Origin of the sequence: Aeromicrobium phoceense, assembly GCF_013868155.1 — a bacterium.
In the GTDB taxonomy this organism is placed as follows: Bacteria; Actinomycetota; Actinomycetes; order Propionibacteriales; family Nocardioidaceae; genus Aeromicrobium; species Aeromicrobium phoceense.
Genome location: NZ_JACEOG010000002.1, coordinates 52,939 through 74,269 on the forward strand (window position 1 = coordinate 52,939; position 21,331 = coordinate 74,269).

A 21,331-nucleotide genomic window follows, 5' to 3' on the forward strand; every position below is an offset into this window, starting at 1 on the left:
AGCCGTGACCACCCCCACCCCCGTCGAGACCGAGCAGCCGGAGGCCGACCTCGTCGTCCAGCTCGAGGACCCGTGGGTCACCATCGTCTGGAACGATCCGGTGAACCTCATGTCGTACGTCGCGTTCGTGTTCCGCACGTACTTCGGCTACACCGAGGAGAAGGCCACGCAGCTGATGCTCGCGGTGCACGAGGAAGGTCGCGCGATCGTCTCCAGCGGTCGCCGCGAGGAGCAGGAGCGCCACGTGCAGGCGATGCACGAGTACGGACTGTGGGCCACTCTCGAGCGGAGCGACGCGTGAAGCCCTTCCGCCGCCGGCGCCGCGGCACCGTCACGGCCACCTTCGAGCTCAACGAGGCCCAGCTGATGGTGAACCTCGCCAGCCAGGTGGTCGAGCTGCTCCAGGACCGCAACGGCCCCAGCGAGTCCGAGCCCGACCCGCTGGCCCAGCTGATCGGCATGGCCGGACCCGTCCAGCCGCCCGAGGACCCCGTGCTGGCCCGGCTGCTGCCCGACGCCTACCGCGACGACCCGGTGGAGGCCGCGGAGTTCCGCCGCTTCACCGAGCAGGCGCTGTCCGCCACCAAGGTCGGCAACGCCCGCGTCGTGATCGAGAGCCTCGAGGCCGGCGGGCTCGACGTGGGGGCCAAGAACGTCGAGGTCGAGCTCGACGAGGCGCAGGTCCTGGCCTGGCTGCGTGCGCTGACCGACATCCGGATGGCGCTGGCCGTCCGGCTCGGGATCGAGACCGAGGAGGACGCCGAGCGGCTGGCCGAGTCCGACGACGAGGCCACCGTCGCCATGGGCGACGTCTTCGACTGGCTCGGCTTCGTGCAGGAGACCCTCGTCCACGTCGCCTGACCCGCTGATCTCGATACGCGGCTCGTTCCTCGCCTGCTACTCGATCGGCGGGGCGCGGTGAGACGTCCTATCGAGATCCCGTCCGTCCACCGGATGGGTCACCCGCCCGTCGGGCGCCCTCGATAGACTCGGGAATCGTGTTGACCATCCTGCGCGACCACGTCGAGGCGATCGTCGCCCACGCGCGTCGCGACCACCCCGACGAGGCCTGCGGGGTCATCGCGGGGCCGATCGGCTCCGACCGCCCGGTGCGACTCATCCCGATGCTCAACGCCGCGATGTCGCCCACGTTCTACGAGTTCGACTCCGGCGACCTGCTGCGCCTCTACCGCGAGATGGACGACAACGACGAGGAGCCGGTCGTGATCTACCACTCGCACACGGCCACCGAGGCCTACCCGTCGCGCACCGACGTCAACCTCGCCGGCGAGCCCGGCGCCCATTACGTGCTCGTGTCCACCCGCGACGGTGCCCACGAGGCCGGTCCGGTCGACTTCCGCTCCTACCGGATCCTCGATGGCGAGATCACCGAGGAAGAAGTTCGCGTCGTGGACCGTTACACCGAAGACAGCACGACTGCCGCCGAGGCAGCCCCCCGAACCGAAGGTGACAACTGATGGCCGTCGAGGTCCGCATCCCCACGATCCTGCGCCCCTACACCGGGGGTGAGCGCGCCGTCGACGCCGAGGGCGCCACTCTCTCCGCCCTGATCGACGATCTCGAGGCGAACCACGAGGGCATCAAGGAGCGCCTGCTCGACGGCGCCGACCTGCGCCGCTTCGTGAACGTCTACGTCAACGACGAGGACGTCCGCTTCACCGGCGGCCTGCAGACCGAGCTGTCCGATGGCGACACGGTCGTCATCCTGCCCGCCGTCGCGGGCGGCGCGGCCTGAGCATGCGGTATGACTCGCTCATCGACTCGGTCGGTCACACGCCGCTGGTGGGCCTGCCGCACCTGTCTCCGAGCGACGACGTCCGGCTGTGGGCCAAGCTCGAGGACCGCAATCCCACGGGCTCGATCAAGGACCGTGCGGCGCTGTCGATGATCCTCGCGGCCGAGGCCGACGGATCCCTCACGCCGGGCTGCACGATCCTCGAGCCCACGAGCGGCAACACCGGCATCTCGCTGGCGATGGTCGCGCGCCAGCGCGGATATCAACTGATCTGCGTCATGCCCGAGAACACCTCGATCGAGCGGCGCCAGCTGCTGACGATGTTCGGTGCCGAGATCATCAGCTCGCCGGCCGCGGGCGGCTCCAACGAGGCCGTCCGGGTCGCCAAGGGCCTGGCGGCCGAGCACTCCGACTGGGTGATGCTCTACCAGTACGGGAACCCGGCCAACGCCGACGCGCACTACAACGGCACCGCACCCGAGCTGCTCGAGGACCTGCCCACCATCACGCATTTCGTCGGCGGGCTCGGCACCACCGGCACGCTGATGGGCGTCGGCCGGTTCTTCCGCGACCACAAGCCCGACGTGCGCATCGTCGCGGCCGAGCCCCGCTACGGCGAGCTCGTCTACGGGCTGCGCAACCTCGACGAGGGCTTCGTGCCCGAGCTGTACGACGCCTCGCTGATCGACGGACGGTTCTCGGTGGGCCCGCGCGACGCGGTACGTCGCGTGCGCCAGCTCATCGACGAGGAGGGCATCTTCGCGGGCATCTCGTCCGGCGCGATCCTGCACGCCGCGCTGGCCCAGGCCGCGAAGGCGGTCAAGGCGGGCGAGCGCGCCGACATCGCCTTCGTGATCGCCGACGCCGGGTGGAAGTACCTGTCCACCGGGGCGTACGAGGGCACGATCGACGAGGCGGAGGACCGCCTCGAAGGACAGCTGTGGGCCTGACCTGTTCACCGCGCCCCACCACCCGTTAGCCTTCGAGCCGTGAGCGACATCGTCGTGTTCTCGGGCAGTGCGCACCAGAAGCTTGCGGAGGAGATCTGCAGCAACCTGGGTGTCGCGCTGAGCCCTTCGGACAGTCAGCGGTTCAGCAACGACTGCCTCCAGGTCCAGCTGCTGGACAACTGCCGCCAGCGCGACGTCTACATCGTGCAGCCGCTCGTGCCGCCGACGCAGGACCACCTGATGGAGCTGCTGCTGATGGTCGATGCGGCGCGCGGCGCCTCGGCGGCCTCGGTCACCGCGGTGATCCCGCACTACGCCTACGCCCGGTCGGACAAGAAGGACGCCTCGCGCATCTCGATCGGCGGCAAGCTCGTCGCCGACATGCTCGCCACGGCGGGCGTCAACCGGGTGGTCACGATGACCCTGCACGCACCGCAGGTGCACGGGTTCTTCTCGATGCCCGTCGACCACCTCACCGCGCTGGGCGAGCTCGCCGAGCACTACCGCGCCCAGGACCTCAGCAACGCCATCGTCGTGTCGCCCGACTTCGGCAACGCCAAGACCGCCTCGCAGTTCGCGCGGCTGCTGGGCCTGCCGGTCGCCGCCGGCAGCAAGCAGCGCAAGGCCGACGACAAGGTCGTCATCGACACGATCGTCGGCGACGTCGCGGGCAAGCGCGCGATCGTGCTCGACGACGAGATCGCCACCGGCGGCTCGATCATCGAGCTGATGGACAAGTTGGCCGAGACCGGCGTCACCGAGGCCTCCGTCGCCTGCACGCACGGGCTCTTCGCGGGCAAGGCCGTCGAGCGGCTGCGGTCGCACCCGGCGATCACCGAGGTCGTCACCACCGACACCGTGCCGGCGCCCGCCGACTGGCCCGAGCTCAAGGTCCGCTCCGTGGCGCCGCTGTTCGCCGAGGCGATCGCGCGCATCCACGCGGGCGAGTCCGTCTCCAGCCTCTTCGACGGCGTCGACCCGGCGCACGCGCCGCCGCAGCCCAAGCTGCCGCTCTGACCCTCAGTCCTCGAGCTCGCCGATGAGCCGGTCGAGCAGGCCGCGCAGCGCGCGGGCGTCGGACCCGCTCATCCCCATGCCCTCCACGAGCCGTGCGGGCACATCGGCCACGCGGTCGCGCAGCGTCCACCCCCGGTCGGTCACCGAGACGAGGACGCGGCGCTCGTCCTCGTGGTCGCGGGCGCGTGTCACCAGGCCCGCGGTCTCCATGCGCTTGAGCAGGGGAGTGAGGGTGCCGGAGTCCAGGTGCAGGCGCGTGCCGAGCTCGCTCACGCCGAGTGGCCCGTCGGCCTCCCACAGCGCCAGCAGGCACAGGTACTGCGGATAGGTCAGGCCGGCATCGGCCAGCAGGTCGGTGTAGCGCCGCGTCACGGCGCGCGAGGCCGCGTACAGCGGCAGGCAGAGCTGCTGGTCGAGCGCGAGCTGGGGGTAGTCCTCCACGGGACAAGACTACGCCTTGCGGCATTCAATTGTGCGCAATAGAGTTGTGCACATGAACCCCATCTACACTGCCTCCGCCGTCGCAACGGGTGACGGCCGCAACGGCCACGTCGAGTCCACCGACGGCATCCTCGCCGCCGACGTCCGCAGCCCGAAGGAGATGGGCGGCCCGGGCGGCGCCACGAACCCCGAGCAGCTCTTCGCCGCCGGCTACGCCGCCTGCTTCCACTCCGCGCTGCGCCTGGTCGGCAAGAAGGCCGGCGCCGACGTGTCCGACTCCGAGGTCGTCGCCGACGTCTCGATCGGCGACAACGGCAACGGCGGCTTCGGCCTGGCCGTCGCCCTCGAGGTGACGCTGCCGAACGTCAGCGCCGAGGACGCCCAGAAGCTCGTCGAGCAGGCGCACCAGGTGTGCCCGTACTCCAACGCCACGCGCGGCAACGTCGAGGTCGACCTCAGCGTCGCCTGACCGCGCGCCGGCTGCCACCCCGGCCCACTTTTGGAACAGGATGCACGTAGTTCGAGCGTTCCGACGTGCGTCTCGTTCCAAAAGTCGGCTGGGGTCGGGCGGCAGGGCGGAGCGCGAGACGGTCAGCGCACGCCGCGGATCCGTACGACGGCCAGCGCGCCGGCCAGTCCGATCACGCCCGCGGTGACGTAGAGCGTCGTGTAGCCGCCGAGCACCGTCACGATCGGCGCGGCGATCACCGGCGCGAGCACCTGCGGCAGGGCGTTGGCGATGTTGATGACGCCGAGGTCCTTCGCGAAGCCCGCCTCGTCGGGCAGCACCTCGGTGACGATTGCGAGGTCCACGGCGATGAACGCCCCGAACCCGACGCCCAGCACGACCGCGGCCACCAGGACGCCCGGCCAGGTCTGCCAGAACGCCAGCAGCAGCGCCGCGACGGCCATGACGACTCCGGCCCAGATGACGAACACCTTCCGCCGCTTCACGCGGTCGGACCAGCGTCCGGCCACGACCGCCGAGATCGCCACCACGACCGAGTTCACCGCGATGACGATGAACACACCGCCGTCGGGGTCGGCCAGCCCGACCGCGTCGGTGAGGAAGTACAGCAGGTAGAGCGTCGCGATCGCGTTGCCGAGGTTGACCAGGAACCGCGTGAGCCAGGCCCACGCGAAGTCGGGATGCTCCGACGGCGAGACCCAGAACGAGTGGACGAAGCCCCGGGCCGACCAAGGCACGCGCTCGGTGACCGGCTCGTCCTGGCTGCGGGCGAGGTACGGCAGCGCGCTGAGCAGCAGGAACACCGCGCACGCGAGGTAGCCCGCGCGGGTGCCGCCGAACGCGATCGCGAGTCCCGCACCCACGAGGATGCCGAGGGTCTGCCCGAGCCCGACGAGCCCGCTGGCCCACGCCCGCTGGGCGACGGGCACCCGGTCGGGCAGGGTGGCGGTGATCGACGCGAGCGACGCGTTGACTGAGGCCTGCACGAGGCACCAGCCGACGACGACCTGCCAGAACTCGCTCGCATCGGCCAGGATGGTGAGGCCGAGCGCGCCCACCACCGAGCCGCCGGTGATCCACGGCACGCGGCGGCCGAACCGCGAGCGGGTGCGGTCGGACAGTGCGCCGAACAGGGGATTGGCGACCATCGAGATCGCCGCGCCGATGCCCGTGACGACCGCCAGCGCCGTCTCCTTGCCGTCGCCGACGATCGCCTCGGTCTGCTGCGGCAGGAGCACCGCGAGCGGGCCGAAGAACGCGACGTAGGTGCCCAGGTTGACGACCGCGACCGACAGCAGCCACGGCAGCCGGACCGGGGCCAGTCGCTCGACCGGCGTGGTCACCCGGCCCGCTGGGCGTCGATCACCGAGCGGTACCAGGCGAACGAGTCCTTGGGGATGCGCTGCTGCGTCGCGTAGTCCACCCACGTCAGGCCGAACCGCTGCGAGTAGCCCTCGGCCCACTCGAAGTTGTCCATGAACGACCAGTGGAAGTAGCCCCGCACGTCCACGCCGGCGTCCATCGCCTCGCGCAGAGCCGCGAGGTGCGCGGCCGTGTAGTCGATGCGGCGCTGGTCGCGGATCCTGCCGTCCTGCCCGGGCGCCTCGTTGAACGCGCCCCCGTTCTCGGTGATGAGGATCGGCGGCAGCACGTCGCCGTAGGTCTCCTTCAGCCCGGTCAGCATCTGCGTGAACCCGTCGGGGATGATCGGCCAGCCGAAGTCGTTGTACTCCAGTCCCTCGGGCGTGACCATCTCGAACGGGACGGCGGCACCCGGCTCGGCCGCGCCGATGTACTGCGGGTTGTACGAGTTGATCCCGAGGAAGTCGATGGGCTGGGCGATGACGTCGAGGTCGCCGTCCTGCGCCACCGGGTCGACGATCCCGGCCAGCGGCCAGGTCTTCAGCAGGATCGGGTCCAGGAACGCGCGGTTGTAGATGAGGTCGAACAGCCCGGCCGCGTCGCGCGCGGCGTCCGAGTCGTCGATCGGGCGCACCTGGGTGTGGTTGTTGGCCGGGCCGACCTGCTTCGCCCCGGCCGCGCGCAGCGCCTCGACCGACCGGCCGTGCGCGAGCAGCTGGTGCCACGCCACCTGCAGGGCCCCGAAGCCCAGCTCCTTGCCGGGGGCGTGGATGCCGGTGCCGTGGCCGAGCAGCGTGAAGATGACCGTCTCGTTGAGTGTGAACCAGCGGGTCACGCGGTCGGAGAGGCGCTCGCCCACGATCCGCGCGTACTCGGCGAACCGCTCGGCGATGTCGCGGTTCTCCCAGCCGCCGTCGGCCTCGAGGGCCAGGGGGGAGTCCCAGTGGAACAGCGTGGCGCTCGGCTCGATGCCGTGCTCGAGGAGGCTGTCGACGAGCCGGTCGTAGAAGTCCAGGCCGCGCGGCTCGACGCGCACGCCGTCGGGCTGGATGCGCGGCCACGAGATCGAGAACCGGTAGGCGTCCACCCCGAGCTCGGCCATGAGGGCCGCGTCCTCGCGGTAGCGGTGGTAGTGGTCGCACGCGACGTCGCCCGTGTCGCCGTCCTTGACGCGACCGGGCGTGTGGGCGAAGTCGTCCCAGATCGAGCGGCCGCGGCCGTCCTCGTCGACCGCCCCCTCGATCTGGTAGGAGGCGGTCGAGACGCCCCATGTGAACTCGGGACCGAAGTGAGGCAGATCACTCATGGCCCCATCCTGCACCGAACGAGGGTCCGGAAGCGGCGTGATGACGGACCTCACGCCCCTTCGATTGCCCGCCGGGGCCGGGAGGTGTCTACCCTCTGGGGTGTGAGTGACGCACCCATCGGCATCTTCGACTCGGGCTTCGGTGGTCTCACCGTGGCGCGGGCCGTGCTCGACCAGCTGCCGCACGAGCCGATCGTCTACCTCGGCGACACGGCCCGGCAGCCGTACGGACCGAAGCCGATCTCCGCCGTGCGCGAGTACGCGCTCGAGTGCCTCGACCACCTCGTCGAGCAGGGCGTGAAGACCCTCGTGATCGCGTGCAACTCCGCCAGTGCCGCCGTCCTGCGCGATGCCCGCGAGCGCTACGACGTCCCTGTCGTCGAGGTGATCCTCCCCGCGACGCGCCGCGCCGTGAACGCCACGCGCAACGGCCGGGTGGGCGTCATCTGCACGGCGGCGACCGCCACCTCCGGCGCCTACGACGACGCGTTCGCCGCCAATCCGGGGATCGAGCTGCACACCAGCACGTGCCCCCGCTTCGTCGAGTTCGTCGAGGCCGGGATCACCGGCGGGCCCGAGCTGATCGCCGTGGCGCAGGAGTACCTCGCGCCGTTGCAGGACGCCGGGGTCGACACGCTCGTGCTCGGCTGCACGCACTACCCGCTGCTGACGGGCGTCCTCGCGTACGTCATGGGCGATAGCGTGACCCTCGTGTCGAGCGCGGAGGAGACGGCCAAGGACGTGTACCGCCTGCTGGCGTCGCGCGACCTCGAGCGCGACCCGGCCCTGCCCGCCCCGACGCACCGCTTCCTCACGACCGGTCATCCCGCCGAGTTCGCCGACCTCGGGCGCCGCTTCCTCGGTCCCGAGGTGGAGTCGGTCGACCAGTTCGCGTGGGTGACGACGTGAGGCTCACGATCGTCGGCTGCTCCGGCTCGTTCCCGGGCCCCGAGTCCGCCGCCAGCTGCTACCTCCTCGAAGCGCCCTTCGAGGGCCGCACCTTCCGCCTGGTGCTCGACCTCGGATCGGGAGCGCTGGGTCCGCTGCAGGAGTACATCGACCTGCGCGACATCGACGCGATCAGCCTGTCGCACCTGCACGCCGACCACTGCTTCGACATGAGCGGGCTCTACGTCGTGCGCAAGTACCACCCCGCGGGCGCGCCGCCGAAGATCCCCGTCTACGCGCCGCCGGGCAGCGACTGGCAGCTCTCGAACGCCTACGGGACCACCGCGCCCAACGGGATGACGCTGCCGTTCGAGTTCCACGACCTCGTCGACGGCCTCGAGACCACCGTCGGACCGTTCACCGTGACGGCGCGTCGCACCCCGCACCCCGTGGAGGCGTACGCCGTCCGCATCGAGCACGAGGGGCGCGTCCTGGTGTACTCCGGCGACACCGGACCCGACGACGGGCTGGCCGAGTTCGCCGCGGGAGCCGACGTCTTCCTGTGCGAGGCGTCGTTCGTCGAGTCCGCCGAGAACCCGCCCGACCTGCACCTCACGGGGGCCGACGCGGGCCGCATCGCCGGGAAGGCCCGGGTGGGCCGGTTGCTGCTCACGCACATCCCGCCGTGGACCGATCGCGACGAGGTCGAGGCTGACCTCGCGACCACCTGGTCGGGGGAGCGGGCGCTCGTCCGACCCGGCGACGTAGTCGAGTTGTAACCCTTCACCGCGTTGCCGGGTGGGTCCGGAGGTAGTTAAGTGACTCTCGGTGCCCAAAGCACCGTGCCACCAGGGTGCGGCGTGTGTGTCCGGGGGGACGGGTGCCAAGAGAGGTAGATCGTGACGATCTCATGGAAGCCACTCGCCCTGGCCGCCGCACTCGCGGCCTCGGCACTGACGGGGCCGGCGATCGCCGGCAGCACGGCCTCGGCCGCACCCGCCACCGCGAAGGCCGCCGAGCCGCAGCCGTTCCACCCCGACCAGGACCTGAAGGACATCACCTTCCAGGGCAAGAAGGTCGACACATCGCTGGAGTACCAGGGCAAGCAGAGCTCCGCCCGTAGTCGCAGTGCCGCGCCGACCGCCGAGACGCCGCCCGTGGGCACGGTCCGCCCGTGGCTCGCGCTCGACGACGTCGAGGGCGGCATCTACCGCAAGGACTACACGCTGCGCGGCGCCGGCGACCACATCGAGGTGTGGGTGGCCAACGACATCGCGTTCCCCGAGGGCGACTGCCGTGGCGACGACGCCACCGTCGTCACCGACGCGCAGGTGGACAGCCTCGTGAACGAGTTCGACACGAACATCTACCCGAAGGAGTCCGAGGCGTTCAGCACGCCGCCGGCCCGCGACGGGTCGAACGCCCTCATCGAGGGAGACTTCAGCGGCGGCGGCGACAAGATCGTGACGCTCGTCGACAACGTCCGCGACGACAACTACTACGACTTCCCCGCGGCCCCGACGTACATCGCCGGCTTCTTCTGGTCGACGTTCAACGAGTACATGGACCGCAACGTCATGACGATCGACGCGTTCGACTGGGAGCACCGCACCGGCGCCGACCCGGTCGACGAGCCGACCGACGACCTCTGCACGAGCCGTCCGTCCCGTCCGCACCTCTACGAGGGCACGTTCGCCCACGAGTACCAGCACCTGCTGCAGTACTACACCGACGCGGGCGAGACGATCGCGGTCAACGAGGGCCTGTCCGACTTCGCGCAGACCCTCGTGGGCTACGTCGACGGCACCAAGACCGTCGAGGACAAGGGCGGCGACAGCCACCTCTACTGCTTCCAGGGCTTCGGCACGGTCCAGACGCCGTACAACACCAACCCCCGCGACTGCGGTGGCCCGGAGAACTCGTTCAACCTGTGGGACGAGGGCAACACCTCGTCCGGCGTGCTGGCCGACTACGGCCACGCGTACCAGCTGATGCTCTACCTGTACGACCGGTTCGGCCAGGACGTCATCTCCGCGCTGCACCGCGACGGTGAGGAGCAGGGCATCGCGGCCATCGAGAAGCAGCTCGAGGCCGAGGGCACCACGTTCCGCAAGGTCTTCCACGACTTCCAGTCGATGACCCTGCTGGACCAGATCGTGGGCGATGCGAGGAAGTCGCTGCTCGTGGGCGCCTCGAAGTCCAAGGTCACGACGCCGAGCCTGCGCTCGACGGTCAACCTCGACAACCCGGCCTCGTACGCCACGCCGGGTGTGGCCCCGAACGGTGCGGACTACGTGCCGGTCAAGGTCAAGGGCAAGGCGCTCACGGGCGCCCAGCTGCGCAACGCCACGTTCGAGGGTGCCAAGACGCTTCCCGCGCAGCCGCTGCGCTGGACGTCGGTCACGGACGACCCGGATCGCCTCGGCGACGCGGTGCTCTTCTCGGGCAACGCCAACAGCCTCGACGTCGCGGCGGTCACCTCGGTGAACGTCCCGGCGGGCTCGCCCACGCTCACCCTCGACGCCAAGTACGGCGCCGAGGAGGGCTACGACTACGGCTACGTCCAGGTCTCCACCGACGGCGGCGCCACATACACGTCGATCTCCGGCGACCAGACGGTCGAGGGCCCGCAGGGTCCGGCGCTCGCCGGCACCACCGACGGCTTCGAGCAGCACACGTTCGACCTGTCGGCCTACGCCGGCCAGGAGATCCTGCTGTCGTTCCGGTACATCTCGGACGGTGGCGTCAACGAGGGCGGCCTGAAGATCGACAACGTGGTGGTCGGCGGCACGACCATCAGCGACGGCTCCAACATCGGTGACTTCTCGTCGCCGACGCAGGTCCGCCCGACGCCGGTCGAGAACTGGCACGTCAAGCTCGTCGGCATCCGTCCGGGCAAGGTGCCCTACGTGGCCCAGGTGGCCTCGGACGGCAAGAGCACCGTCAAGCTCGACAAGCTGTCGCTGCTCAAGCTCAAGCCGGCCAAGCAGATCGTGGCCATCGTCAGCTACGACGACTCCACCGAGATGGTCCAGCAGTACGCGCCGTACAAGCTGACCGTCAACGGGGAGCTGCAGCCCGGCGGCAGCTGATGGTCTGACGGTTTTCCCGGTGGCGTGGGACACGAAACCCACGTCACCGGGGAAACCTCCGTCCGGCTACCGTGGGCGGGGTGACCCGAGAAGACGGCAGGACCCCCGACGAGCTGCGCCCGATCACCATCACCCGAGGCTGGCTCGACCACGCCGCGGGCTCGTGCCTGGTGGAGTTCGGCAAGACCCGCGTGCTGTGCGCCGTGGCCGCCACCGAGGGAGTGCCGCGCTGGCGCAAGGGCTCGGGCATGGGCTGGCTCACCGCCGAGTACGCGATGCTGCCCCAGGCCACGCACGACCGCTCGGCCCGTGAGTCGGTCAAGGGTAAGGTCGGTGGCCGCACCCACGAGATCAGCCGCCTCGTCGGCCGCTCGCTGCGTGCCGCGGTCGACCTGTCCCAGCTCGGCGAGAACACGATCGCGATCGACTGCGACGTGCTGCAGGCCGACGGCGGCACCCGAACGGCCGCGATCACCGGCGCCTACGTCGCGCTGGTCGACGCCGTGAACCACCTCAAGCAGCAGGGCGCCGTCAAGGGTGACCCGCTCGTCGACTCGATCGCCGCGGTCAGCGTCGGCATCATCGACGGCACCCCGATGCTGGACCTGCCCTACGTCGAGGACGTGCGCGCCGAGACCGACATGAACGTCGTGATGACCGGCTCCGGGAAGTTCATCGAGGTCCAGGGCACCGCCGAGAACGCGCCGTTCGACCGCTCCGAGCTCGATGCGCTGCTCGCGCTGGCCGAGAAGGGCTGCGCCGACCTCACCCGCCTGCAGCGCGAGGCCCTGGACGCGTGACCCGGGTCGTCCTGGCGTCGGGCAACGCGAAGAAGCTCGACGAGCTCCGGCGCATCCTCGAGCCGCTCGTGCCGGGCGTCGAGGTGCTCGGCCTGGCCGACGTGGCCTCCTACGACGAGCCCGCCGAGACCGAGCCCACGTTCGAGGGCAACGCGCTGATCAAGGCGCGGGTCGCCGCGGCCGAGACCGGCCTGCCGGCGCTGGCCGACGACTCCGGTCTGTGCGTCGACGCGCTCAACGGCATGCCCGGCGTGCTGTCCGCGCGCTGGTCGGGCGTCCCGAAGGACCAGGGAGGCGACGCGGCCAACAACCGGCTGCTGCTGGCCCAGCTGACCGACGTCCCCGACGAGCGCCGTGGCGCCGTGTTCCGCTGCGCGATGGCCCTCGTCCTCCCCGACGGCACGGAGATCGTCGAGGTGGGGGAGATGCCGGGCCGCGTCCTGCGCGGTGAGCAGGGCGAGGGTGGCTTCGGCTACGACCCGCTGTTCGCCGCCGACGGTTACGACGTCTCCACCGCGGAGCTCTCGCGGGACGAGAAGGACGCCATCAGCCACCGCGGACGCGCCTTGCGTGCGATCGCCCCGCGCGTCGCCGACGCGCTCCGCGCCTGATCCTCCCGGGGTGACGCCGGGGCGCTCCGCCCCTACCGTGGGCCCATGGCACTCGTGGAGTTCAAGGACCTGGTGATCGACGTCGAGGACCCGGCCGCGGCGGCCGAGCGCTGGGGCCGCTGGCTGCACCTCGACGGCGAGACCGACGAGGTCGGCGCCGTCCTGCGTGGCGGGCACCCGGGGCAGACGATCTGGATCAACCCGGCACCGCCGAAGACGGTCAAGGACCGGGTCCACCTCGACCTCGTGGCGCGCGACCTGACGCCCTTCGAAGGCCTCGAGCGCGTCACCGAGCCCGGGGAGTTCAGCTGGACGACGTTCCGCGATCCGGAGGGCCACGAGTTCTGCGTCTTCGAGGGCGACAAGCGGCCGGAGGGGCTCAAGGACGTCGTCGTGGACGCGGTCGACCACGCCGCGATCGGCACCTGGTGGGCCGACGTCTTCGGGGCCACCCTGGACACCGACGGCGACTACACGTGGGTGGACGACATCCCGGGCGCCCCGACGGAGTCCTTCGACTTCGTCACGGTCCCCGAGCCCAAGACCGTCAAGAACCGGATCCACTGGGACGTGACGCTCGTCGGCGACGCCACGGTGGACGATCTCGTCGCGCGGGGAGCCACCGTGCTGCGGCCGCCGGGCGACGACCGGGGCTGGACCGTCATGGCCGATCCCGAGGGCAACGAGTTCTGCGTCTTCGAGGCGGCCTGACCGCGGGTCAGAACCGGATCGCGTCGACGATCCGCACCCGCACCGCCACGATCGCGGGCAGCACCCCGGCCAGGGCCCCGACCAGCAACGACACCCCCATGCCGAGCACGGCGGCCGACAGCGGGAACGGCGGCACGTCGTCGATGCCCTCGAGGAGGTACTTCGCGGTCCACGGGCCGTTGACCAGCGCGATGGCGATCATCACGCCGACGAGGCCCGCGACGAAGGTGGCGACGATGCTCTCCATCACGACCGAGAAGAACACCCGGCCCGAGGTCGCACCGAAGCTGCGCCGGATGCCGATCTCGCGCACGCGCTGCTGGATCGTGATGACCGAGACGTTCAGCAGGCTCAGGGCGCCGAGCAGCAGGATGACCGAGCTGATGCCCACGACGACCCACTTCACGACGTCGAGGTCGTCGGCACCGCCCCAGGCGAGGTAGTCGCTGCGGTCGGCGGTGACCTCCAGTCCGGGCAGCTCGGCGTCCATGGACCGGGTGACGGCCTCGGCCAGCTCCTCGGCGCCCTCGGTGGGCACCCACAGCTTCCAGGACGCGTCGGTGACCGGCAGGCTCGCACCGAACCAGTGGTCGTAGGCACTGGCGAGCACGTAGGCCCGCGGGTGCTCGGCGAAGCGGGTGGACGAGGACGTGACGCCGACGATCGTGGCACTCACCGAGGTCTGGCCTCCCTGCAGGTCGACCGTGACCGGCAGGCGGGTGCCGACGAGTCCCAGCTCCTTCAGGAACCGCGGGTCGACCACCAAGGAGGGGGAGAGGTTCCGCGCGTCCGAGTCCACCAGCCACCGTCCCTGCGCGGTGACGACCCGGTGCATCGGGGCGTACGCGGGATCGACGACGATCGCCTCCACCGGGCTGGACCTCGCGCTGCGGGTCGCCGTCAGCTGGGCACCCCCCACCATCGACGCGTGGCTGATCCGGTACTGCTCCACCACCTTGTCGAACGCCGGCCGGATCGCGGAGGCCCTCGGGCCCATGCCGTCGCCCTGCTCCTGGTAGGCGTAGACGCTGAGCATCGCCGGACGGCCCTCCTTCTCGTACTGCTCGACGAGCGCCTGCTGCCCGATGTCGGCCACCGCCACGGTGCCGCTGAGCGCCGCCACGGCCACGCCGACGCCCACCAGCGACAGCAGGACCCGCAGCTTGTGGATGCGCAGCTCGTGCCACGCCTCGATGACCGCGGCGGCGAACCCGGTCAGCGCACGGCCGATCACGCGACCGCGTCCAGGGGGTGCAGGGCACCGTGCTCGAGGCGGTAGCGACGGCGCGCGATCGCCGCCACGCCCGGGTCGTGCGTGATGGTGATCAGCGCGGCTCCCGAGTCGCGGGAGACGTCGTCGAGCAGGGTCATCCCCTGGCCGCCGGCCTCGACGTCGAGGGCCCCGGTGGGCTCGTCGGCCAGCACCACGCGCGGTGAGCGCACCAGGGCGCGGGCGATCGCGACGCGCTGCTGCTCGCCGCCGGACAAATGCTGGGGCCGGCTGTCGAGCCGGTCGGCCAGGCCGACGCGCTCGAGCATCTCGGCCGCGATCCGCCGCCGCGACCAGAACTCCCGGCCCGTGGCGTACATCAGCGGCGCGACGACGTTCTCCAGCGCCGACAGCCCCGGCAGGAGGTTGAACTGCTGGAACACGAACCCGATGTCGCGGCCCCGGATCCGGGCGGCGGCACCACCGGAGAGGGTGCGGACGTCGTGGCCCCGCCACTCCAGCGTGCCGTGCGTCGGCCGGTCGAGGAGCCCGAGCATGTTCAGCAGCGTCGACTTGCCGGTGCCCGAGCGCCCGACGATGCCGATGTGGTCACCGCCGTGCACCACGAGGTCGACGCCCGACAGGATCGTCAGGTCCTCGTCGTCGGGCAGGACCACGGTGCGGCCCACGCCCGTGAGGCGGACGAGCTCGACCGCCCCCGAGGCGCTCATCAGTAGCCCTCGTCGAACTCGGCGCCCTCGCCGGAGGAGGGCGCGCCCGGGACGTACTGCAGGATCTCCGTGCCCTCCTTCAGGCCCTTGAGGACCTCGACGCTCTTGCCGTCGTTGACGCCGAGCCGAATCGTGCGCTCGGTCGGCTCGCCACCGTCCTCGACGACCCAGACCGTGCCGCGCTCCAGCAGGCCCCGCACCGCCGTGACCGGGACGACGAGAGCGTCCTTCGTCGATCCCGCGTCGATGCGCATCGTCATGGACAGGCCGTCGAACACCGTGACGTCCTCGGGCACCACGCAGGTGACCTTCGTCCCCGCGGCCGACTCGCCACCCTCTTCCTCCGAGGGCTCCTGCGCCGCGTCCTCACTGACCTGGTCGGCGATCCGCAGGTCGGCGCAGGTGAACGGCTCGGGCCCGCCGTCGATCGTCACCGTGGCCTCGTCGGGTGCGTCGAGCAGGCGGTACCGGTCGACCACGGCGACGGAGCCCTGGGCGGTGAACGTGGACCGCCTGATTCGTGCCACCGGCGCGTCCTCGCCGACCTCGTCGCCGACCTTCGCGGTGAAGGAGGCCACCCGGCCCTCCGCGGGCGCCGTGACCGTCACGTACCTGACCGCGGGAGGAGCGGGCTCGTCCTCGTCGTCGCTGCCGGACTCGGTCGGCTCGACGGTCGTGCGCACCTCGAACAGCGGGTCGCCCTTGCTGACCTTCGCCCCGTTCGGGACGTGGGCGTGGGTCAGGACGCCCGCGGCCGAGGACTTCACCGGCACGGCCGGGTCGATGACGATCGTGCCGTCGAGGTCGAGCGAGTTCTCGATCTCGCCGCGCTCGACGGTCAGGCTCGGCGAGAGGGACACGGCCGTGGGCGAGTCGCCGCCCTCGGACCCGGACGCGTCACCGCCGAACGCCAGGACGGCGAGGCTGACGGCGATGGTCGCGCCGACGAGCAGCCAGGCGGTCGGGAGGACGAACCGGCGGAAGGTGCGGGTGAAGGTCACCGCCGGAAGGTACCACGCAATGCGCAGTAGTGGGAGTCGATCCCGTTAGGGTTCCCGTCATGGAGACTCTCGACCTGACCGCCGACATCGTGACGCTGACCCGATCCGTCGTGGACGTGCCGTCCGAGAGCCTGGACGAGGCCGCACTGGCCGACGCGGTGGAGTCGGCGCTGCGGGCCCAGGCGCACCTCGAGGTGGTCCGCGACGGGCACACGATCATCGCCCGCACCGATCTCGGGCGCACCGAGCGCGTCGTGATCGCCGGTCACATCGACACGGTGCCGGTGAACGGCAACATGCCGTCGCGCCTCGAGGGCGACACCCTCTGGGGCCTCGGCACGTGCGACATGAAGGGTGGCGTCGCCATCGCGCTGAGCCTGGCCGCCGCGGTCGCCGAGCCGGTCCGCGACGTCACGTGGGTGTTCTACGAGGCGGAGGAGATCGCCGCGGTCCACAACGGACTGGGACGCGTCGCCCGGGAGCACCCCGACTGGCTCGCCGGTGACTTCGCGATCCTGATGGAGCCGTCGAAGGCCGGCGTCGAGGCGGGCTGCCAGGGCACGATGCGCGTCGAGATCCGCACGACCGGCGAGCGTGCCCACTCGGCGCGCTCCTGGATGGGCCACAACGCGATCCACGATCTCGGGGCGGTGCTGGCCACCCTGGCCGAGTACACCCCGCGCACGGTCGAGATCGACGGGCTGACGTACCGCGAGGGACTGAACGCCGTGGGCATCTCCGGCGGCGTGAGCGGCAACGTCATCCCCGACGCCGCCGTGCTCACCATGAACTACCGCTTCGCGCCCGACCGCGACGAGGACGCCGCGCTGGCCCACCTGCGCGAGGTGTTCACCGGCTACGACCTCACGGTCACCGACTCGGCTCCCGGCGCCCTCCCGGGTCTCGAGCGGCCCGCGGCGGCGGCCTTCGTGGAGGCCGTCGGTGGTGAGGTCGGGCCGAAGTTCGGCTGGACCGACGTCGCCAAGTTCACCCAGCTCGGCGTCCCGGCGGTGAACTACGGTCCCGGTGACCCGATCTACGCGCACAAGGCCGACGAGCAGGTCCCGGTCGAGCACCTGCACCGGGTGCACGCGCGCCTGCGCCGCTGGCTCACGGGCGACGCGGACTGACTCAGCGGTCGAGCGCCTCCTGGGCGATCCGCGCGATCTCGGTGTGCCCTGCGCTCGTCGGGTGCGGGTCGCCGAGCGTGCAGTAGTAGGTCCAGCGGCAGACGTCCTCGGCGCGACCCGGGATCGTCCCGAACGCGGCGGTCTCCACCGTGCGGTCGGCCGACTCGTAGGCGCCGAACGCCCGCGTCACGTCCACGAAGGTGGCGTCGTGCTTCGCGTAGACCGCGCGCAGTGCGGGGTTGAAGGTCGTCCGGAACATCTCCACCGTGGCGTCGGCGATCGCCGGCGCCGACTCCGCCTCGGGGTGCAGCACCGGCTCGCCGGTCCAGAAGTCGGGGTACGTCAGCCCCAGGATCGGCACGTCCGCTCCGACGCGGTCGCGGATCAGCGTGAGCAGCTCGTCGATGGCCTCGGTGGCGGCCGGCATGGTCTTGCGGGCGCAGGCCTGAAGGTTCGAGTCCAGGGAGCAGCCCCGCAGGTCGTTGAGGCCCAGCACGACGGTGACGAGCTCGATCTCGTCGCCGTACCGGTCGAGGTGGCGGGTCATCTCGTCGGCCTCGGAGCCGCCGGTGACCGGCGGCGCGGCGGACCCGCGCCGCTCCTCGTCGCACGCCTCGCCCTCGAGGAAGGCCACTGCCGTGATGCCCGCGCAGCTGACGTTCGCCAGCTCGAGCCCGCGGTCCTCGGCGATCTTCCAGGCGAAGCCCGACGTGGTGTTCTGGGCGGGCTCGCCGTTCAGTGCCGGCCGGTACCCGGCGGCGTAGGAGTCGCCGATCGCGAGGTACTGGGGGCCCGTGTCCGAGGCGGGCGGGACCGGGGCCGTGGAGCAGGCGGCGAGCGCCGTCGTCGCCAGAACGAGGGCGGCGGCGAGGCGGCCGAGGGGGACGAAGTGCACCCGCACCACCGTAGTGACGATCGCCCGGGCGGCCACTCGGGGCGAACACTCAGGTGTGACCTGAAACTTACTGGCGGCCGCGTCGGCGTGCCGTCGGCGGTAGGCCGGGCGTCGCGCCTAATCTGGGCCGCATGTCCAGCCGCACACTTCCCCGCTCGCTGCGCGTGACATCCGCAGCGATCGTGCTTGCTCTGGCCGCCGTCGTCGTCATCGCCGCTGTGGCGATGCAGACGATTCCGGCCCTCATCATGGCCTCTTGCGTGGCCCTCTCGGCCGGTATCACATCGACCGTTCTCATGTCCGAGGAGATTCGCGAGGTCCGCCAGAAGTTCGCGAAGGACCGCGTGCGCGATGCTCGTGTCATCGCCCAGCGCGAGCGTGAGCACCTCGACGTCGACGCGACGTTCCGTCGCGCCGTCAGCGAGCGCCTGCGCGCGAGCGAGGCCGAGATCTCCCGACTGCGCGCCGACCTGGCCGCCGGCAGCGCGCAGATCGACGAGCTCGAGGAGCGCCTCGCCACCGAGCAGGAGCTCGTCGCGATGCTCGGCGTGCGCCCCGAGATCGATCCGCGGATCGTCACGCCGGAGACCGAGGCCGGCGCCGCCGACCGGGCCGACGGCTCGGGCGAACTTCGCTCCGCCTGACGGCTTCTCGACCCTTGGCGTGATTCCGTCGTCGCGATGGGCGATAATGGATCTCGGCCCGAAATATCGGGCGACCAACGAGAGGGGTACAGATGGCCGCCATGAAGCCTCGGACCGGCGACGGACCGATGGAGGTCACCAAGGAGGGACGCTGCATCGTCATGCGCGTGCCGCTCGAAGGTGGCGGACGTCTGGTGGTCGAGCTCAACAACGATGAGGCCGCCACCCTCGGTGACGCCCTCAAGGCCGTCTGAGCTCGCTGGATGTACGGACTCTCCGTGCGTTGGTCCCTGACCGACGCGCCTGACGGCGTGCTCGAGCGTCTGCACGAGTACGTCGAGTCCGAGTCCCACGCGAAGTTCGCGGGCCTGCCCGGCCTGCGCTTCAAGACGTGGCGGGCTCGCGAGGGCGAGTGGTTCGAGGGCACCTACGTCTTCGTCAGCGACGAGGCGCGTGCGGCGTTCCAGGCCGACTTCGAGAAGCGTGCGGCCGACGCCCCCGGCACGGCCCTGGTGGGCGTCACGCCCACGATCGAGCCCTTCCAGGTCGTCGCCGTCGTGCGCGGCCCGGCGGGCTTCCGCTCCGCCGCCCGCTTCGAGGACTGACCGGCGCCGAGTGCGCGCCCCGCGGTCAGTGGGGCTTCTGCAGCACCAGCAGGCCGTCGCCCAGCGGCAGCAGGAGGGCCGAGAGGTCCTCGTCGGCCCGCACGCGCTCCACCAGCTCGCGGATCGCCACGGTCTCGGGATCGCGCTGCGACGGGTCGGCCACGCGGTCGTGCCACAGGGCGTTGTCGAACACCACGAAGCCGCCCGCGCGCGTCAGGCGCAGCGCCTCGTCGAGGTACTCGCCGTACTCCACCTTGTCGCCGTCGCAGAAGACCAGGTCGTAGCCGCCGTCGTTGAGGCGCGGCAGCACGTCGAGGGCCGAGCCCGTGATGAGGCGGAAGCGCGTGGGGGAGATGCCGGCGCCCAGGAACACCTGGCGGGCCAGCCGCTGGTTCTCGGCCTCGAGGTCCACCGAGGTGAGCACGCCGTCGGGCAGCATGCCGCGCAGCAGGGCCAGACCCGAGACTCCCGTCCCCGTGCCGATCTCGGCCACGCTTTTTGCCCCGGCGGCGCCGGCCAGGAACGACAGGGCCGCGCGGGCTCCGGGCAGGACCGGGACCACGCCGACGGTCTCGGCGTGCTGGCGCGCGGTGCGCAGGTGGTCGTCCTCGGACTGGAACTGCTCGACGTAGGCCAGGCTGGCTTCGGTGGTCATCGTCCCCTCGCAATCGTTCGGCGGGTCGCCCCAGCCTATCGACGTGAGGTGCTGCGGACGCGTGGGACTCGCGGGGTCACGGCCACGGGACTTCGCCAACGCCCAGCCGGTTCTTCGGCTGCTCTCAGGTTGGCGGTCGAAGATCGAGGCATGCCCGACCGGAAGCCGTCCCTGCAGGACCAGGCCGAGATCTACGCCCAGCACGGGACGCAGGTCCGTCGCCTCGCCACGCGGCTCACCGGGAACCGTCAGGACGCCGAGGACCTCACGCAGGACGTGTTCGAGCGCGTCTTCACCTCGCTCGACCGCTACGAGGCCCGCAACCTGGCCGGCTGGATCCACCGGATCACCACGAACCTCTTCCTCGACCGCGCCCGTCGCGCGGGCCGCCAGCCCACCGCGGCGCTGACGGCGGCGCACGAGGCCCGCCTCGTCGACGACGGCTCGCTGCCGCACGACCTCGTGCACGACGCCGGGTTCGACCCCGACATCGAGGCCGCCCTGGCGACCCTGCCCAGCCACCTGCGGGTCGCGGTGGTGCTCTCCGACGTGGAGCAGCTCGAGCACGCCGAGATCGCCCTGCTGCTCGGCATCAAGGTCGGGACCGTCCGCACCCGGGTTCACCGGGGCCGCGCCGCGCTGCGTCGCGAGCTCGCGCACCGCGAGCCCCGCGCCGGCCGCACCCGCGTGCTCGGCGCGCTCGGCATCTGAGCGCCTCGCCAGGAGCGAACGTCAGGTGGCTTCCGCGTCGAACGGAGGCACCTCGCCGGGCCGCAAGATGCGGACGCTCGGCACGGGCGGGGGAGTGGTGGTGTCCGACAGGATCACGTCACGGACCGCCGCGCGCGGGTCGAGGTCGCGCAGGTTGAGGTCCTTGAAGTCGTCGCCGAGCTCCTTGCCCAGCTCGGTCTTGGCGTTCTCGGCCATCTGACGCAGGGTGCGGACGAACTGCGCCGCCTGCCGCGCCAGCCCGGGGAGTCGGTCGGGGCCGAACACGATGATCGCCACGACGAGGATCGCACCGATCTCCATCCAGCCCAGGCCCACGGGCGCGATC

At 71.2% G+C, this 21,331-nt stretch carries 27 protein-coding genes; 18 read left to right on the forward strand and 9 right to left on the reverse strand.

From position 1 onward, the window contains the following. Window positions 1-4 precede the first annotated feature (4 nt). The 6 genes from clpS (at window position 5) to H1W00_RS13460 (ending at window position 3,723) form a co-directional block, all read left to right on the forward strand. Window positions 5-301: an ATP-dependent Clp protease adapter ClpS gene (gene clpS, locus H1W00_RS16185; protein ID WP_078700284.1), complete on the forward strand. Its 297-nt coding sequence runs from the start codon at window positions 5-7 to the stop codon at window positions 299-301. Continuing rightward, window positions 298-861, forward strand: coding sequence for a DUF2017 family protein (locus H1W00_RS13440; RefSeq protein WP_181756352.1), 564 nt, complete (start codon window positions 298-300; stop codon window positions 859-861). The genes clpS and H1W00_RS13440 overlap by 4 nt, the downstream gene beginning before the upstream one ends. A 137-nt stretch (window positions 862-998) precedes the next feature. After that, entirely contained in the window at window positions 999-1,478 is a 480-nt protein-coding gene (locus tag H1W00_RS13445; RefSeq protein WP_181756353.1) for a Mov34/MPN/PAD-1 family protein, read from the forward strand. After that, on the forward strand, window positions 1,478-1,756 hold the full coding sequence (locus tag H1W00_RS13450) for a MoaD family protein (RefSeq protein WP_078700287.1): 279 nt from the start codon (window positions 1,478-1,480) through the stop codon (window positions 1,754-1,756). The genes H1W00_RS13445 and H1W00_RS13450 overlap by 1 nt, the downstream gene beginning before the upstream one ends. Window positions 1,757-1,758: 2 nt before the next feature. Continuing rightward, window positions 1,759-2,706 carry a PLP-dependent cysteine synthase family protein gene (locus H1W00_RS13455; protein WP_181756354.1) on the forward strand — a complete coding sequence of 316 codons (948 nt, stop codon included), beginning with the start codon at window positions 1,759-1,761 and terminating at the stop codon, window positions 2,704-2,706. A 39-nt stretch (window positions 2,707-2,745) separates the two neighbouring features. Further along, a complete protein-coding gene (locus tag H1W00_RS13460; RefSeq protein ID WP_181756355.1) occupies window positions 2,746-3,723 on the forward strand; it encodes a ribose-phosphate diphosphokinase in 978 nt (325 codons plus the stop codon). 3 nt (window positions 3,724-3,726) lie between these two features. Here H1W00_RS13460 and H1W00_RS13465 read toward each other — a convergent pair whose 3' ends face one another. Next, window positions 3,727-4,164 (reverse strand): transcriptional regulator, SarA/Rot family, encoded by a 438-nt coding sequence (locus H1W00_RS13465; protein WP_181756356.1) that lies wholly within the window; start codon window positions 4,162-4,164, stop codon window positions 3,727-3,729. 52 nt (window positions 4,165-4,216) lie between these two features. Here H1W00_RS13465 and H1W00_RS13470 point away from each other — a divergent pair, with 52 nt between their 5' ends. Further along, window positions 4,217-4,633, forward strand: a complete 417-nt coding sequence (locus tag H1W00_RS13470; protein ID WP_181756357.1) for an organic hydroperoxide resistance protein — start codon at window positions 4,217-4,219, stop codon at window positions 4,631-4,633. A 122-nt stretch (window positions 4,634-4,755) separates the two neighbouring features. Here the strand turns inward: H1W00_RS13470 and H1W00_RS16275 are convergent, their stop codons facing one another. Both H1W00_RS16275 and H1W00_RS16280 read right to left on the reverse strand, forming a co-directional pair. Next, window positions 4,756-5,976: an MFS transporter gene (locus H1W00_RS16275; RefSeq protein ID WP_338072910.1), complete on the reverse strand. Its 1,221-nt coding sequence runs from the start codon at window positions 5,974-5,976 to the stop codon at window positions 4,756-4,758. Then, window positions 5,973-7,301 (reverse strand): GH1 family beta-glucosidase, encoded by a 1,329-nt coding sequence (locus H1W00_RS16280; RefSeq protein ID WP_206680080.1) that lies wholly within the window; start codon window positions 7,299-7,301, stop codon window positions 5,973-5,975. The genes H1W00_RS16275 and H1W00_RS16280 overlap by 4 nt, the downstream gene beginning before the upstream one ends. A 102-nt stretch (window positions 7,302-7,403) precedes the next feature. Here H1W00_RS16280 and murI point away from each other — a divergent pair, with 102 nt between their 5' ends. The 6 genes from murI to H1W00_RS13505 all read left to right on the forward strand — a co-directional run bounded on the left by murI (window position 7,404) and on the right by H1W00_RS13505 (window position 13,403). Next, window positions 7,404-8,210 carry a glutamate racemase gene (gene murI, locus H1W00_RS13480; RefSeq protein WP_181756358.1) on the forward strand — a complete coding sequence of 269 codons (807 nt, stop codon included), beginning with the start codon at window positions 7,404-7,406 and terminating at the stop codon, window positions 8,208-8,210. Further along, window positions 8,207-8,968, forward strand: a complete 762-nt coding sequence (locus H1W00_RS13485) for an MBL fold metallo-hydrolase (protein ID WP_181756359.1) — start codon at window positions 8,207-8,209, stop codon at window positions 8,966-8,968. The genes murI and H1W00_RS13485 overlap by 4 nt, the downstream gene beginning before the upstream one ends. Before the next feature lie 120 nt (window positions 8,969-9,088). Then, window positions 9,089-11,281, forward strand: a complete 2,193-nt coding sequence (locus tag H1W00_RS17115; RefSeq protein WP_206680081.1) for a choice-of-anchor J domain-containing protein — start codon at window positions 9,089-9,091, stop codon at window positions 11,279-11,281. Window positions 11,282-11,361: 80 nt separating this feature from the next. Further along, entirely contained in the window at window positions 11,362-12,081 is a 720-nt protein-coding gene (rph, locus tag H1W00_RS13495; RefSeq protein ID WP_181756360.1) for a ribonuclease PH, read from the forward strand. Beyond that, the gene (gene rdgB, locus H1W00_RS13500) at window positions 12,078-12,692 is read left to right on the forward strand and encodes an RdgB/HAM1 family non-canonical purine NTP pyrophosphatase (RefSeq protein ID WP_181756361.1); all 615 of its coding nucleotides are present in this window, start codon (window positions 12,078-12,080) and stop codon (window positions 12,690-12,692) included. The genes rph and rdgB overlap by 4 nt, the downstream gene beginning before the upstream one ends. A 45-nt stretch (window positions 12,693-12,737) precedes the next feature. After that, window positions 12,738-13,403, forward strand: coding sequence for a VOC family protein (locus H1W00_RS13505; protein WP_181756362.1), 666 nt, complete (start codon window positions 12,738-12,740; stop codon window positions 13,401-13,403). A gap of 7 nt (window positions 13,404-13,410) precedes the next feature. Here H1W00_RS13505 and H1W00_RS13510 read toward each other — a convergent pair whose 3' ends face one another. From H1W00_RS13510 to H1W00_RS13520, 3 genes are read right to left on the reverse strand one after another with little or no spacing between them, the layout of a single operon-like run. Then, window positions 13,411-14,637, reverse strand: a complete 1,227-nt coding sequence (locus H1W00_RS13510; RefSeq protein ID WP_181756363.1) for an ABC transporter permease — start codon at window positions 14,635-14,637, stop codon at window positions 13,411-13,413. Beyond that, entirely contained in the window at window positions 14,634-15,344 is a 711-nt protein-coding gene (locus H1W00_RS13515; protein WP_181756364.1) for an ABC transporter ATP-binding protein, read from the reverse strand. Before H1W00_RS13515 ends, H1W00_RS13510 begins: the two co-directional genes overlap by 4 nt. Next, window positions 15,344-16,345, reverse strand: a complete 1,002-nt coding sequence (locus H1W00_RS13520; RefSeq protein ID WP_181756365.1) for an efflux RND transporter periplasmic adaptor subunit — start codon at window positions 16,343-16,345, stop codon at window positions 15,344-15,346. Before H1W00_RS13520 ends, H1W00_RS13515 begins: the two co-directional genes overlap by 1 nt. 59 nt (window positions 16,346-16,404) lie before the next feature. Between H1W00_RS13520 and dapE the strand changes: the two genes are divergently transcribed. Continuing rightward, complete coding sequence (gene dapE / locus H1W00_RS13525) at window positions 16,405-17,475, forward strand: succinyl-diaminopimelate desuccinylase (protein WP_181756366.1); 1,071 nt, start codon at window positions 16,405-16,407, stop codon at window positions 17,473-17,475. 1 nt (window position 17,476) lies between these two features. Here the strand turns inward: dapE and H1W00_RS13530 are convergent, their stop codons facing one another. Further along, window positions 17,477-18,370 carry a GDSL-type esterase/lipase family protein gene (locus H1W00_RS13530; RefSeq protein ID WP_181756367.1) on the reverse strand — a complete coding sequence of 298 codons (894 nt, stop codon included), beginning with the start codon at window positions 18,368-18,370 and terminating at the stop codon, window positions 17,477-17,479. A gap of 131 nt (window positions 18,371-18,501) precedes the next feature. On the opposite strand from H1W00_RS13530, the gene H1W00_RS13535 reads away from it, so the two are divergent. The 3 genes from H1W00_RS13535 to H1W00_RS13545 all read left to right on the forward strand — a co-directional run bounded on the left by H1W00_RS13535 (window position 18,502) and on the right by H1W00_RS13545 (window position 19,619). Beyond that, window positions 18,502-19,014: a hypothetical protein gene (locus H1W00_RS13535; protein WP_181756368.1), complete on the forward strand. Its 513-nt coding sequence runs from the start codon at window positions 18,502-18,504 to the stop codon at window positions 19,012-19,014. A gap of 92 nt (window positions 19,015-19,106) precedes the next feature. After that, window positions 19,107-19,268 (forward strand): DUF3117 domain-containing protein, encoded by a 162-nt coding sequence (locus tag H1W00_RS13540; RefSeq protein WP_078700305.1) that lies wholly within the window; start codon window positions 19,107-19,109, stop codon window positions 19,266-19,268. A 24-nt stretch (window positions 19,269-19,292) separates the two neighbouring features. Further along, on the forward strand, window positions 19,293-19,619 hold the full coding sequence (locus tag H1W00_RS13545) for a hypothetical protein (RefSeq protein WP_286929840.1): 327 nt from the start codon (window positions 19,293-19,295) through the stop codon (window positions 19,617-19,619). 25 nt (window positions 19,620-19,644) lie between these two features. Here H1W00_RS13545 and H1W00_RS13550 read toward each other — a convergent pair whose 3' ends face one another. Then, the gene (locus H1W00_RS13550; RefSeq protein ID WP_181756370.1) at window positions 19,645-20,274 is read right to left on the reverse strand and encodes an O-methyltransferase; all 630 of its coding nucleotides are present in this window, start codon (window positions 20,272-20,274) and stop codon (window positions 19,645-19,647) included. A gap of 150 nt (window positions 20,275-20,424) precedes the next feature. On the opposite strand from H1W00_RS13550, the gene H1W00_RS13555 reads away from it, so the two are divergent. Continuing rightward, window positions 20,425-20,985, forward strand: a complete 561-nt coding sequence (locus tag H1W00_RS13555; protein ID WP_181756371.1) for a sigma-70 family RNA polymerase sigma factor — start codon at window positions 20,425-20,427, stop codon at window positions 20,983-20,985. A gap of 21 nt (window positions 20,986-21,006) precedes the next feature. Here H1W00_RS13555 and H1W00_RS13560 read toward each other — a convergent pair whose 3' ends face one another. Continuing rightward, window positions 21,007-21,321, reverse strand: a complete 315-nt coding sequence (locus H1W00_RS13560; RefSeq protein ID WP_286929841.1) for a sec-independent translocase — start codon at window positions 21,319-21,321, stop codon at window positions 21,007-21,009. Between the last annotated feature and the right edge of the window lie 10 nt (window positions 21,322-21,331).